Source organism: Bradyrhizobium sp. USDA 3240, assembly GCF_054063295.1.
This window is the reverse complement of sequence record NZ_JBSSGD010000002.1, coordinates 1,199,792-1,212,609: the sequence shown is the minus strand read 5'-3', so window position 1 is coordinate 1,212,609 and position 12,818 is coordinate 1,199,792. Positions and strand designations below refer to the sequence as shown.

Annotated in this window: 15 protein-coding genes; 5 read left to right on the top strand and 10 right to left on the bottom strand. The window is 60.9% G+C overall.

Annotated elements, in window-relative coordinates; genetic code table 11:
- Nucleotides 1-202: 202 nt before the first annotated feature.
- The 5 genes from ACVIGA_RS06535 to ACVIGA_RS06515 form a co-directional block, all read right to left on the bottom strand.
- On the bottom strand, nucleotides 203-856 hold the full coding sequence (locus ACVIGA_RS06535; protein ID WP_456665725.1) for a nitroreductase family protein: 654 nt from the start codon (nucleotides 854-856) through the stop codon (nucleotides 203-205).
- 99 nt (nucleotides 857-955) lie between these two features.
- Complete coding sequence (locus ACVIGA_RS06530) at nucleotides 956-1,873, bottom strand: NADP-dependent oxidoreductase (protein ID WP_456665724.1); 918 nt, start codon at nucleotides 1,871-1,873, stop codon at nucleotides 956-958.
- 64 nt (nucleotides 1,874-1,937) lie between these two features.
- Nucleotides 1,938-2,354, bottom strand: a complete 417-nt coding sequence (locus tag ACVIGA_RS06525; RefSeq protein WP_456665723.1) for an SPW repeat domain-containing protein — start codon at nucleotides 2,352-2,354, stop codon at nucleotides 1,938-1,940.
- Between the two features lie 128 nt (nucleotides 2,355-2,482).
- On the bottom strand, nucleotides 2,483-3,415 hold the full coding sequence (locus tag ACVIGA_RS06520) for an AraC family transcriptional regulator (protein WP_456665722.1): 933 nt from the start codon (nucleotides 3,413-3,415) through the stop codon (nucleotides 2,483-2,485).
- A gap of 273 nt (nucleotides 3,416-3,688) precedes the next feature.
- Nucleotides 3,689-3,928 (bottom strand): DUF1127 domain-containing protein, encoded by a 240-nt coding sequence (locus tag ACVIGA_RS06515; RefSeq protein ID WP_456665721.1) that lies wholly within the window; start codon nucleotides 3,926-3,928, stop codon nucleotides 3,689-3,691.
- 149 nt (nucleotides 3,929-4,077) lie between these two features.
- Here ACVIGA_RS06515 and ACVIGA_RS06510 point away from each other — a divergent pair, with 149 nt between their 5' ends.
- Both ACVIGA_RS06510 and ACVIGA_RS06505 read left to right on the top strand, forming a co-directional pair.
- Entirely contained in the window at nucleotides 4,078-5,658 is a 1,581-nt protein-coding gene (locus tag ACVIGA_RS06510) for a winged helix-turn-helix domain-containing protein (RefSeq protein ID WP_456665720.1), read from the top strand.
- A 95-nt stretch (nucleotides 5,659-5,753) separates the two neighbouring features.
- A complete protein-coding gene (locus ACVIGA_RS06505) occupies nucleotides 5,754-6,020 on the top strand; it encodes a hypothetical protein (RefSeq protein ID WP_456665719.1) in 267 nt (88 codons plus the stop codon).
- A 300-nt stretch (nucleotides 6,021-6,320) separates the two neighbouring features.
- Here ACVIGA_RS06505 and ACVIGA_RS06500 read toward each other — a convergent pair whose 3' ends face one another.
- Complete coding sequence (locus ACVIGA_RS06500) at nucleotides 6,321-6,539, bottom strand: hypothetical protein (protein ID WP_212310088.1); 219 nt, start codon at nucleotides 6,537-6,539, stop codon at nucleotides 6,321-6,323.
- Nucleotides 6,540-7,194: 655 nt separating this feature from the next.
- On the opposite strand from ACVIGA_RS06500, the gene ACVIGA_RS06495 reads away from it, so the two are divergent.
- Nucleotides 7,195-7,329 carry a hypothetical protein gene (locus tag ACVIGA_RS06495; protein WP_420967075.1) on the top strand — a complete coding sequence of 45 codons (135 nt, stop codon included), beginning with the start codon at nucleotides 7,195-7,197 and terminating at the stop codon, nucleotides 7,327-7,329.
- 440 nt (nucleotides 7,330-7,769) lie between these two features.
- On the opposite strand, the gene ACVIGA_RS06490 is transcribed toward ACVIGA_RS06495, so the two are convergent.
- A complete protein-coding gene (locus ACVIGA_RS06490; RefSeq protein WP_456665718.1) occupies nucleotides 7,770-8,450 on the bottom strand; it encodes a Crp/Fnr family transcriptional regulator in 681 nt (226 codons plus the stop codon).
- A 611-nt stretch (nucleotides 8,451-9,061) separates the two neighbouring features.
- Here ACVIGA_RS06490 and ACVIGA_RS06485 point away from each other — a divergent pair.
- Complete coding sequence (locus tag ACVIGA_RS06485; RefSeq protein WP_456665717.1) at nucleotides 9,062-9,322, top strand: hypothetical protein; 261 nt, start codon at nucleotides 9,062-9,064, stop codon at nucleotides 9,320-9,322.
- A gap of 225 nt (nucleotides 9,323-9,547) precedes the next feature.
- On the opposite strand, the gene ACVIGA_RS06480 is transcribed toward ACVIGA_RS06485, so the two are convergent.
- The 3 genes from ACVIGA_RS06480 to ACVIGA_RS06470 all read right to left on the bottom strand — a co-directional run bounded on the left by ACVIGA_RS06480 (nucleotide 9,548) and on the right by ACVIGA_RS06470 (nucleotide 11,211).
- Complete coding sequence (locus tag ACVIGA_RS06480; protein WP_456665716.1) at nucleotides 9,548-9,670, bottom strand: hypothetical protein; 123 nt, start codon at nucleotides 9,668-9,670, stop codon at nucleotides 9,548-9,550.
- Nucleotides 9,671-10,086: 416 nt separating this feature from the next.
- On the bottom strand, nucleotides 10,087-10,512 hold the full coding sequence (locus tag ACVIGA_RS06475; RefSeq protein ID WP_163159795.1) for a universal stress protein: 426 nt from the start codon (nucleotides 10,510-10,512) through the stop codon (nucleotides 10,087-10,089).
- A 156-nt stretch (nucleotides 10,513-10,668) separates the two neighbouring features.
- Nucleotides 10,669-11,211 carry a SixA phosphatase family protein gene (locus tag ACVIGA_RS06470; protein WP_223970187.1) on the bottom strand — a complete coding sequence of 181 codons (543 nt, stop codon included), beginning with the start codon at nucleotides 11,209-11,211 and terminating at the stop codon, nucleotides 10,669-10,671.
- 94 nt (nucleotides 11,212-11,305) lie between these two features.
- Here ACVIGA_RS06470 and ACVIGA_RS06465 point away from each other — a divergent pair, with 94 nt between their 5' ends.
- On the top strand, nucleotides 11,306-12,802 hold the full coding sequence (locus ACVIGA_RS06465; protein ID WP_456665715.1) for an NAD(P)/FAD-dependent oxidoreductase: 1,497 nt from the start codon (nucleotides 11,306-11,308) through the stop codon (nucleotides 12,800-12,802).
- The last annotated feature ends 16 nt before the right edge of the window (nucleotides 12,803-12,818 follow it).

The window sequence follows — 12,818 nt, the reverse complement described above, 5'->3', positions numbered from 1 at the left end:
GCTCGAAAGGGTTGGGGACCTTCTGCAGGGTAACGCTTGAGGGCAGCTAAGGGGGCCGCCCTTCTAGCCGAACCGGTGACAGCGCACTCAATTGACTCGCTTGGCAAACGCGGGCCCAAGCTATCCGCGGCGTACGACGATTGATCATCGGAAATTGAGTGCACTGTCACCATCACCCGCCTGCTAAGGCCGGACTCCGCAACTATGCGAGTTCCAGCACATCGGCCACCGGACGGCGCGGCTTCTGCGGCCAGTTTCCCGCACGGACCGGACCCACGCACAACAGCATGACCGGCACTTCGTCCTCGGCCAGTTCGAACTCGCGGTGCACTGCTTCGGCATCGAAACCGATCATCGGCGTCGAACCCAGGCCCAGCGAGCGGGCCGCATAGATCATCGCCGCCGCACCGAACGTGGCGGTGCGGACTGCCTCGTCGCGCTGGCGCTGCGGGTACTCCATGTATAGATCGCGTGCCGGGATCTCCCAATCCGGCACCATCTTTGCCGGCATGATGCCCGCTTCCACCAACGGTGCCAGGCGCCCTGGTATTACGCTGGCATCGGCCAACTGGCCGCAGACGATGAAGGTAACGGCGGCTTCGGTGATCGCAGGCTGATCCCAGGCAATCGGACGCAACCGAGCCTTGGCTTCAGACGTGCGTACGGCGATGAAGCGCCAGTTCTGCAAGTGGAAGGACGTCGGCGCGGTGGTGCCGATTCGCACCAGCTCGCGGATTTGGCCGTCGCTCAAGGTGGCATCGGGGTCGTAGTACTTGGCGGCGCTGCGGCTCAGGATGCATTCGATGACGGCGTTGGTCATGGTGATTCCGTCGCTCGTGGGGATTCCGTCGGTCATGGTGATTCCTCTGGGTGAAGGGATAGGTTGAATACGGGAGTGTTTTCGCTGTATGGGACGCGCGCCAGCCGGCTGCGTGGATCAATGGGCGTGTGTCGCTCAGGGACGAACGCGGATGATCGTCTTCCCGCTGATCCGCTTGGTCGGATTGAGAGCGGCGACGGCATCGTCGAGGATCGCCACGGTGCCGATGTTCGTCCGCAGTCGTCCGTCACGCACCCGCTGGACGATCTCACTCAGCTGGGCGCGATCAGACTCGACAACGAAATCGACTGCCAGGCCGTCGGCGGGCCGTGCCTCGCATGGCCCAACGACGCACACCAGCGTTCCTCCGGCTCGAACCAGACGCGCGGATTGCTTCCCGATGTCGCCGCCGATGAGATCGAACACCAAATCGACGCCACCGACGTCTCCCAAGGCGTCGTTCTCCAGGTCGACGAATTCCTGCGCGCCGAAGTCGAGCGCCTTCTGACGGTCGGCGGCGCGTCCGGTGCCGATGACGTAGGCGCCGAACTCTCGTGCGAGCTGCGTCACCATCGAACCGACTGCGCCAGCCGCGCCGTGCACGAGGAGGCTCTTGCCCGCCCGAAGGCGGCCGTGCTGGAAGAGTCCCTGCCACGCCGTGAGGCCCGAGATTGGCAGACTCGCGCCCACCGTGAAATCGACGTCGCCCGGGAGCGGCGCGAGGTTGCGAGCCTCCATGGCTACATACTCCGCCAGGGTGCCGTCGCGATACCAGTCGGCGAGGCCGAACACTCGCTGTCCCAGCGACAGCCCCGTCGTGCCGTAGCCGAGAGCGGTGACCACTCCGGCCAGTTCGTGTCCGAGGATCGACGGTGTTCGATCGCGGTCGAGGCGATCGGTCCAGGTCGAGGGCCACTCCAGCTCAGTCCCGACGAATCCCGACGCATGAACCTGAACGACGACGTCGTTTATCGCTGCCTGCGGCTTGGGCCGCTCCGCCAGCTTCATTCCGGCCTTTCCCGCAGCCTGGTCCGTTACCACAATTGCCTTCATGGTTATTTCTCCCGAGAAATCTGTCTCTTTGCTGGAAATGTTGCAGCGTTGGAGCAAGTGGGCTTCAAGCGCTTGCGGTCCGCATCGGCATCGCGTCGGGCTTCTGCAAGCAGAGCACCACCAACAGCGCTCCGCCGTTCGCCCAGTAGTACCAGGCATCGAGACCGGTAAAGCCGAGTACAAACGGCACCGTCACGAAGATGATGCCGACGAGAGCATCAACCGCGACATGGAATGAGAACGGGATAATCCGGATGACGCCCGTCCTGTGATCCGTGAAGAACGTCAAAACGATCGCCGCCACGCCAGTGACGACAGCGATCCATTTTGCCGAAGCATTTGAACCGCCGAGTCCGAGTACGAAGGGCAAGGCGATCAAGCTCGCAGCAACAGGATAGTCCAGGTAAGCGTGCAGCGTCTTGGTGACGAACCTGGGATCGAAGCGAGTAGAGGTCTGGTTGGCTTGTTGAGTGATTTGCACGATCGACTCCTTTGGTTTGCGTGGCGACTGTTCGCAACACCACTCACCTAGGATCGCGCAGGAGGCAGGAGCAAGACACGCGAACAAAGTACGGACTGTCTGCAAGACAGTTGGGACGATATGCAAACCTATGACGATTCAAGACCACGAGTATCGGTCGGAGGAATTCCAAAGCGTTGGGAAAATGCCCGCGCAAAGGAGGCGGCCGATTGGTATCCGGCCTGAGCTGCAACTTCTTTCACGCTTGCTTTGGAACTGCTGAGCCTGGCCAAAGCCTTTTGCAATCTCCATTCCGTGACATAGGCCATAGGCGCAACACCGACGAGTTCCGTAAACCGCTCCGCGAAGCGACTCCTCGACATGCCGCTTGCTTTGGCGAGAGTTTCGACCGTCCATGGATCGCCGGGCGCTTTGTGCACCAGTTCAAGAGAGCGGCCGATATGAAGATCCGTCATCGCGGTCATGACGTTGGCCAGTGGCGGATGACGTTCGACGCTTGCCCGCACAGCCTCGATAAAAAAGATTTCCGACAGACGCGCGATCGAAGCGGCGGCACCAACCTCGTCACTCAGTGCTCGCCGCGCAACCAGGCCCAGTGTCTCGTCAAGCAGGGGATAGCGACCGCGGTCGGGCTGGGTTATCAGGATTGCTTCGGGCAATGCGCCAAGCAGCGGATGATCGGCACCCTGCGAAAAGCCCAGGTGACCACAAACCATTTGCGTCGTGGCCTGAGGGTCGCCCTTGCCAATCACGAACGCGCCCTTGCCGTCGTAACCCGATTCTTGGATCACGCGTTCTAACGGCGCCGGTGCTCGGCCGAGACGATCGGCAAGGACATGCCCCCGACCGCGGGGAATCAATACGACATCGCCTGGTTCAAGAACGATATTGCGGCCGGACGGAAGACTCACATGGCAGCAGCCCTGGATCACAAAATGGAACCGCGCCGCTTGCTCGTATGCCGGAACGGTAATGGCCCAAGGTGGCGAATAGTCAGTACGGAAATAAAGTGTTCCTTTGAGCCTGATGGTCTCAAAGACATCACTCAAGAGGTCGAACATGCGGGCCATCTCGTTCAGCTAGACTCCCCGCACCCGCGTTGCATGATAGCAGACTTCGCCTCGCATGTCGCCGATGGGGTCAATTGCGCCCGTCGCTTTGATCGAAAAGGAGCAAACTTCGTCGTCAATTGTTCGAAAGCCGACACAAGTCCAGAAGGTTACCCATATGGTCTACGCCCGTTGGTTCGGACGCACCTACAGCTGCTCTTGGTACCTTCGGGAGGCGAGGCCTTCGAGGGCCGGTTCAGTTTGAACCGTGGCGCGCGGGCTTGTTCACGGCGAGAGGACGGCGCCGCGCGGGTCGACAGCGCGATTTGTGGCAACGTAGTCGATCTCACCACGCGTGATGCCGATGTCCATCAACTCGCCGTCCGTCAGCCGGCACAGCTGCGTTCGCAGCTTCTCGCGTTTGCGCCACTCACGAAACGCATCCCAATACGCTTCGAGGGGGCTGTAATATTGTCGCCTTGCGATTGCCGGTCCGAACTCAGTGGTCCCGTGGATCGTGCTCATAGCGGTGTGTCCAAGTTGGGCTGTGCACCAAGCAAAATTTGCCAGCACATCCGCTGGCGCGCTTAACAGCTGGCTTACATTTTCCTCACCGGCAGCTTATTCTTTGCGCTCCTCGGGCTTCCGAGCTGACCGCGGAAAGGAATGGCGGCTTGCGTTATCTCTTTGAGGATTACGCATTGGATACCGACAGGCGCGAACTGCACCGCGCAACGGGCGTGATTGTTGTCACACCTCAGGTGTTCGACCTGCTCGACTACCTGATCCGCAACAGGGAGCGGGTCGTCAGCAAAGACGATCTCATCAGCGCCGTTTGGAATGGACGCATCGTGTCTGACGCCGCGCTGACGACTCGCCTGAATGCCGCTCGCACCGCAATCGGCGACAGCGGCGAGAAACAGCGCCTAATCAAAACTCTTCCGCGCAAAGGCGTTCGCTTCGTCGGTGCGGTGCAGGAAGCCCAGACTGTCGCAGTTGAGCCGGCTGGCTCGGTGCCGCGTAGCAGCGAAACGCCGCCAACGCCGGTTTCTCCACCTCGTCTTTCCATCGTTGTGCTGCCCTTCGCAAATCTCAGCGGCGATCCCGGTCAAGAGTACTTCGTCGATGGGGTGACCGAGAGCCTCACCACAGACTTGTCGCGCATCAGCGACGCGTTCGTGATTGCGCACAACACCGCGTTTACGTTCAAAGGAAAACCCGTTGACGTAAAGAAGCTCGGACGTGAACTGAACGTCCGCTACGTGCTTGAAGGCTCAGTGCAACGGAGTGGCAACCGCCTGCGGGTGAACGTGCAATTGATTGATGCCGAAACCGGCAACCACCTTTGGGCAGAGCGTTTTGACAAGCCCGTTGCCGACCTCTTTGACATGCAGGACGAAATCGTATCGCGGCTCGCCAATACGCTGAAATCGCAATTGATTGCGGTCGAAGCGCGGCGCGCCGAGCGCTCCCCCCATCCAGACGCGACTGAGTTATGTTTCCAAGGCGCAGCGGTGATCGGCAGGGGCCGAACCCCCGAATACATGACACAAGCGCGCGGCTTCTTTGAACGCGCCTTGGCCCTCGAACCGGGAAATGTCGAGGCACTGGTCGGCACGGCGCTGGCCAATCTTGCAACAGTCAGCAACTTTTTCACTGACGATCGGATAGAACATCTCACCGCAGCCGAGACGGCCGCCACGAAGGCGCTGTCCTTGGCACCGAACCATCCGGCGGCTCATAACATCCTAGGCATAGTGCAAACTTATACGAACCGCGCGACCCAAGGGATCGGCAAATGCGAACGGGCCTTGGCACTGGATCGGAATTTGGCAACGGCGCACGCGAACATCGGGTATGGGAAGCTTTGTCTCGGGCGGGGCGTGGAGACTGAAGGCCATATTGAGCAGGCGCTCCGCCTCTCTCCCCGCGATACCTACGTCTATGCCTGGACCTTTTTTGTCGGCCTCGCCAAGTTTTGGCACGGCGCCGATGCAGAGGCGATTGCTTGGCTGCGCCGAAGCCTTGAGGCCAACCCAAATTACCCCATGACACACCTCCTTCTCGCGGCTGTTTTGGCGCAGGTCGGCGAGCCGGATGAGGCACGGGCCACAGCGCAGGCTGGCCTTGCGCTGAATCCGAGTTTCAGTATTCGCCGCTATCGCGCCTACGTCCCAAGCAACCATCCCGTATATCTCGCAGGACGCGAGCGCGCCTATCAGGGCATGCGCCTGGCTGGGGTGCCCGAGGGCTGATGTCGCCTTCGGGTAAAAAATTGAAGAACTCAACGTGAGCACAATGCGTCCGCTTTTCGGTCCATAGCGACCAATCGCCGTCGGTCAGCGCCTCATTGAGCCTGACTGCCGAGCCGTGGTTCCAGCGCCTGACCGAAGGGGGCCGAATCATGCGCCACGAACTGTCCGACGATGAATGGACTGCCATCGAGCCGATGCTGCCCAACAAGCCGCGCGGCGTGCCGTATCCAGCCAAAACGGAATCGCCTCTAGGCGAACACTGCTTTGGCAGCATTCTTTTGCTCTGGCTTCGCCTCGATGTGGTCGCTGACCGATCGCTAGGCTGTGTACTCATCAATCGGAGTTGGATGAAGGGCGCTTGACGTCCGCTCTCGCCCTGATAGCGGCGAGAAGGCGGACCTCGCCGGAGGTTCGTGAAGGGCCAGCAGGCGACTTAGGATCACATCGACAAATGAAAGAGGCCGCCAACCGAGGCGGCCGAAGAGGTTAAAAAATGCGGCGGAAGATCAGAGAGCATATCTGCCCGGCCTACAATGGAACGGGCTTCCCGCCGGTTGCGTAGCCGGTACAGCCGGCCACCAAATCTATCCGGTCAAATGCAAGACCTGCGAAGCCAAGGGCAAGATCACGGAAGACAACTGAGGCGGCCTATCTATTGTCGTTCAGGTTGAAGCCTCTGCGCTGACGAAAACATCGAACACCTCGTAAGCCTGCTGCGGCGTCTTTCCTTCCTTGAATGCGCTTGCGAAACTGAAGATCGCGTCCGCCAAAAGGAATTCTTCCGGGACAGGAAACAGGGTGCGAAGTTCGGCAAGCCAGCTCGCGTAGGAGGGTGGGTTGAACTTACCCAAGGTGTAGTTATCGCTGAATGAGGTGCGCATTTAGGTCGGAGCCTTCAGGCCGGGCGAGGCAAGCCACTCGGTCATGTGCGAGGCGGTCTCAATCTGCCGTGCTCTCCGGATCAACCTCTCACGCTCAATACCTGGCGGAGTGCCCCTCGCTAGCTTGCGAAGTCGCTCTGCCTCATCGGCAAGGCGGTTGTATAGAGGTTCGCCTTGCGGCTGGTAACGGCGTCGCTGCATGTCGCTGCTCCTCTGTTGGAGAAGGCGGGAGCGCGTGATGGCGTTCTCATCACCGTGGGGCCAACAAGGCGGTGCGGTGATCGGGGTAATCTGGCATGTCCGGTAGCCGACATACTGGTCAATATTGACCACATCGACAGAAGTTAACGGCGCGCATGAAATAGGACGCCATAACGATAGCCGGTTGCGTCTCGATCGCACTTACCTTGCTGATCCTAATCCTCGTCTTCGCCAGTATGGATGAACAAAAAATAGGGCCGTTCGTGACCGGGACGGACCGAACGGCCCCAGCCAGCCCGCGGTACTAAAATGGGAAGAATGGGCCGACACCCAAGTTACGGGGCAACCAGGTCATCGGTTGCGCCAGCCAATGGCGGAACTAACTCAAATTGAGTTGGTTTTTCATTATTGGTGTCAGTTCGGAAGTCCGGTTATGTGTAACAAGTGCTCGGAGTTGGACGAGAAGATCGCGCACTACCGTTCGCTCAGGATGCGGATCACGGATCAACTGACCCTAAGCGGCCTCTCGCTCTTGATCGAGCAGTACGAAGCCGAGAAGCGCGAGCTACATCCCGAACCGAAAAAGTAAGGCCGAGCGGCGAATGCGAAGAGGTTTCATCTGCGGCGCTTTCTCGACCGCTCGACCAACAGCTGCCAGCTGGCAAGCGGTACAACGGTGCCGCTTACGGTTCCGCGCTCGCACGCCTCAAGGCCGCCGGTTCAATTCGGCGGGTTTTTCTGTCGGTTTTGGGGGGAACGGCGAGGGGCTGATCCGGCTTTTTAGATTGATGCCTTTCGGGCCGGCCCGCTTCCACTGGCCGCGCAAATCTGGCGGCCCACCGCCGTTCGAACTTTCTTTGAATATCGCGAGGAACGTCGCTCATAACCCACCTTCAGGTCCACCCCTCGATAGAGCCTCAACGCGCAAGGCGCTCCAAAGGATCCTCATTCGCGTGACGCGGTCCTTTTTCTTTTCAGGCGAACAGGTCGTTTCCGGCCGGGAGAATCTTCACGTACGTCCTCCCGCTCTTACAATTCGCGCTTGATCTCGGGCTTGTCGTACAAGACCGCGTTCAGCAATGAACTGTTGACTTCGATTTTTCCGTTGTAGCTGATGAAGCCGAGCTTGCGGAATCTGTTCATGAAGAAGCTGACGCGGGATCGCGTCGTTCCAATCATTTCGGCCAATGTCTCCTGGCTGATATTTGGACTGATCGGTTGAGGGCTGCCCTCCTTGCCGAAATTCGCCAGCAGGAGCAGCAGGCGCGCCAACCGTTTTTCACTGGAGTTGAAGAGCTGGTCGATCAGGTCCTCTTCAATCCGGCTGTTGCGTATCAGCAGATAGGCCATGAACAGCTCGGAAAATTTGGGTTCATCGTGCAATGCCGCGACCATGGCGGTCCTCGTTATCGCGGTCACCAGGCATTCCTCCATCGCTGTCGTCGTCGCGATACGCAGCGAATGGCCGTTCATGCAGCCTTCGCCAAAGAACTGGCCGGGCTCCAAAATGCCGACCACGGCTTCCTTGCCTTGCTCAGATATGACAACAACCTTGACCCGGCCTTTCTGGATATAGAAAACCGTATCTGCCACGTCGCCCTGCGCAAAGACGATCTCATCCTTGCGAAACGCGAGAATGCTCTTCCCTTCGCCTACCTTGGCGAGAAATTCCTTGGGATCAAATATTGCGTGGTTGGTATTTTTTGGCATGTCCCGTTTCGTCCCCGCGCGGTGGGACGCCTAGCTTACCATTCAGCCGCCGGCGTTCGAAGTAAAAGTGCCGCAAATGGAAGCGTAGCCGGAATGGGAGCACCGGGCTGCCGACAAGCTGATGGAGCGGTCGGCAGGCGAAGTCCGAGCCGGACCCCAGATCGCAAACACCGACTAGAGTGGCGGCTAGATCGCAACTGCAAAACTTCCAGTCGTCTTGCATTCCGGGCACTGGAAGGTGCGGACTTCATGACCGGGTTGAGCAGGTTCGATGCAAGCCAACCGCATAGGCTTGCCACACCTGGAGCACGGAAGAATTCCAATCTCCGCGCGACTGAATAGCGGATTTGGTTGGACAGATGACATCATGCTTTCCCCTGTATTGGGCGGGAGCATTATCTCCGTCGCCGGTAACTGCCTATTCGGACGGCGATGAAGCCGGTCTAGCCCAATGCGCCAATGCGAGGCTGGTCAATATTGCTCACATCGGAAAAGTTAAACGAAGGCGCACGAAATCAACTCCAACCCGCACATGAAATAAATCCATTGTCGCAGGAACCTCTTATCGACTGACTCTATTTGCGCTCTGTCTCTAACCGGGAGGTAGACAGATGACGAAAGTTCTTTTGGCGACGGTTGCTGTTATCGCATTCACTGCGCCTTCATTCGCGCAGCAGGACAAAACTACCGGTCAAGCGCCACCATCAAGTGCTTCGTCGTTCTACGTGGCTCGAGATACCGCGACGATGAAGTGTCAAATTGTCAATGCCCAGCCTGCCGCTGGCGGCAACATGAAGGTCATCGGTACGGCACATCCGACACAGGCATCATTACAAACAGCCTTGATGGCTGATAAGACTTGCAAGCAATGAAGTGACGGCGCGAGTACAGGGGGGTCTATCGGTCCCACAAAACTACTGAGCCCCGCCAACTATGCTGCCCGACGGATGCATTTTCGGACTTGCGCGCGCAGTTGCGAGGTCCGGGTGATACCGATGAGCCGACATCATCAGACCGCTCCCGTAGGTCCGAAAAAGGGCCAAGAGGCGAAATGGCATCGCATCAATAGATGAAAGAGGTCGCCAACTCAGGTGGTCTCAGTGCACGATGAAGGCACCCGTAAGCATCACCGCGATAAGCAGTGTGCCGCCGAAAATAGCAATGCCAAGACTGACGCGTGCCGGGATTGAATATGAATCGAAATGGGGCTGTTCGACCATGCCACGCTCCCTTGTCTCTGGGCGGGGAGCGCGAACGCTCTCAGTCACCGGCAGACGCCGTTACAGGGCGGTGATGGCCCAAGATTGGAACAAGCCGACGTTCCAGGGCTGGTCAATTTTGACCACCCTCGAAAAGAAATTAACGATTTGGGCGCAACTGCCGCGACCCGGAAGGCAAGGCGCGGGGCTCCAGAGCCCTCGGACATGAACCGCCTCTTCAGCCCCATAAAGCTCTATATGACCGCGTCCTCAACGGCATCTTCGTGCGCAATTTCGGAATATTAGAAGAATATCCCCGAGTTGCCCGACGTGTCAAGTTGCCTGGTCGAACGCCGGCAGCCGCCGGCTACTTTGCATGGGGTTGTTTTCGATATTTTGGCGGCGCCGCCTGCGACGGCCCCGTAACTCATCCTGCTTTAGTGCCGCACCACCAGCACCGAGCATTTGGCGTAGCGCACGACGTGCCCGGCATTGGAGCCGAGGAAGTAGGTGCGCATCGCCGGGCGGTGCGAGGTCATCACGATCAGGTCGGCCTTCATGTTCGCGGCCTCTTCGAGGATCTCGTGATAGATGCCGCCCTGGCGGACCACGCCGGAGATGCGCCCGGGCGCGATGCCGGATTCGCGCGCGACGATGGCGAGCGCTTCTTCCGATGTCTCACGCTGCTGGCTGTCGAAATCCGCCGGGACATATTCGGCGAGCATCACCGGCGTCATCGGCAATACGTTGAGCAGACGCACCGCCCCGTTCCAGGTTTGCGACAGCGTCGCAGCGGTTGCGATCGCAGGCTTCGCCAGATCGGTATCGGCGAGGTCGATCGGCACGAGAATTGACTTGTACATCTGCGCCTCCTGTCCGCGATTGGTCTGGAGCCGTTTGGTCCCTGTGCCGGGACGCGCGCCTTCTTTTTCTTCGGTAGCTCGTCGTGTCGCCGCGAACCGGTCCCCCTGTCGCGCCAACATCAATATAGCATGGCAGAGCTGCGTTGTCCGCTTGCGTCAGCCGCGCGAGGCCTGCTTCAACAGTTTAGGGCTAACGAACAGCACGAGCTTGCCGCGCCGGAAGGAGACCTCGTTCCAGTCGTCGGTCGCGAAGTCGAAGACGGCGAGCCCCGAGGTCGGCAGGTTGTCGCCGAGCGCGCGCTTGGCGGCCTCGTCGCCGCTGCCGGTCAGCGTCAGCGCGAGCTCGTGCATGCCGGGATTATGGCCGATCAGCATCAGCCGCTTCGGGTCGGTGACGGAGGCCATCCGGATCGCGGTGAGCAATTGCGCCGGATCGGCGCCGTAGAGTTCCGGCACGAATTCGACTTTCGGCGCAGGTCCGGCGCCCTTCAGCGCCTCGCGCACGATCTCCCAGGTCTGCGTGGTGCGGGCCGCCGGCGACACCAGCGCCAGATTGGGCAGGGGCGGGTGGCGGGCGATCCAGCCGCCGATCTCCGCCGCATCGCGGTGGCCGCGCTCGTCGAGACGACGGTCCTGGTCCTGCCCCGAAGGCGCGTCGGTTTCGGTCTTGGCGTGACGCAGCAGCAGCAAACGGCGCATGGACTTCCATCTCGATTCGGTCTGGTCGAATTAATTCTACAGGCGCATGCCCTGGACAAGGTGACAAGCGCCGCAGCGGTTCGTAAGAAACGACATGAGCGAGACTTCCACAAGTGCGGCAGACGGCCCCGACGAGGCGGCCTCGCCGTCCCGCGACCGCCTGGCGTTCGACCTCGACGTCGACATTTGCGTGGTCGGGGCGGGGCTGGCCGGCCTGACCGTGGCACGCGAGGCGGCGCGGCTTGGCGCCAGCGTCGCTGTGCTCGAGGGCCGCCAGGTCGGCTGGAATGCCTCCGGCCACCATCTCGGCACCGTGATGCCGGGCTTCGGCCTGCCGATATCGGATGTGATCGAGCGCGTCGGCCTTGATGATGCCCGCGAATTGTGGGCGCTGTCGAAGGAGGGCGCCGATTATGTTCGCGCCACCGCCACCGAGGAGCTGATACCGGGCATCGACCCGAGCGACGGCGCGCTGGAGGTCTCCAATGTCGATGTCGGCGAAGCGCTGATCAGCCGCCTGCAGACGCTGGGCGAGGATTTTGCCACCGAGGTCGAAGGCTGGCAGGTCGATCGCGTGCGCAGCGTGCTCAGGACCGGACGCTATTTCCACGGCATCTATTATCCGAAAGCGTTCCAGATCGACGGCCGCAAATATGTGCACGGTCTCGCCGCGCTGGCGATGCGGGCGGGGGTGCGGATATTCGAGGAAACGCCTGTCGTCAGCATCGATTTTTCCGGCATCCGCAAACGCATCGTGACGCCGACGGCGCGACTGCGTGCCAACCATATTGTCCTCGCCGGCAATATCCATCTCGGCGCGCCGCTGAAGCGTCTGTCCGATACGCTGCTGCCGGTGTGGCGCTACGCGGCGTTGACCGAACCGCTCGGCGAACGGCTGGCGGAGGCGATCGCCTTTTCCGGCTCGGTCGTCGACAGCGAAGGCATCGATCATTTCCGCGTCGTCGATGGCGATCGCCTGTTGTGGGCCAGTCCCGAAACCACCTGGGAGGCGCGGCCGAAGCGGCTTGGTGCGGCGGTGCAGCGTCGCATCGCCACGGTGTTTCCGCAGCTCGGCAAGGTTCCGATCGCCGACACGTTCGGTGGCGCGGTCGGCGTCACCGTGCACGGCATGCCGCAGATCGGGCAGTTGCGCCGAGGCCTTTGGGTGGCGAGCGGCTTCGGCCGGCAGGGACTCAACACCTCGGCGCTCGCCGGCCAGTTGATCGCCCGCAGCATCCTGTGGGGCGACGACCGCTGGCGGCTGTTTTCACCGTTCGAGCTGGTCTGGGCCGGCGGCGCCACCGGCCGCGTCGCCGGTCATTTCATCGGCCTGTGGGCGAGGGGCGCCGCATCCGCAGCGGGCGTTCTGGCGCGTTACCGCGAGGGTGCACGTGCGAAGGAGCGCCGCCGCGAGGCGCGGCTGGCCGAGGCCAATCTCAAGGCGGGAACCCGGGGGCCGGCGCCCCGCCGTCCGCCGCCGTCCGCCGTGCGGCCGGCGCCGCCGCCCGCGCCCCGGCAGGCTGAGGACGGTGAGCAGCCGCATCCCCACGCCTCGCAAGAAAGTGAGCGGATCTCCGACGGGCGGATGTAACGTCTGGCGGCGGGGT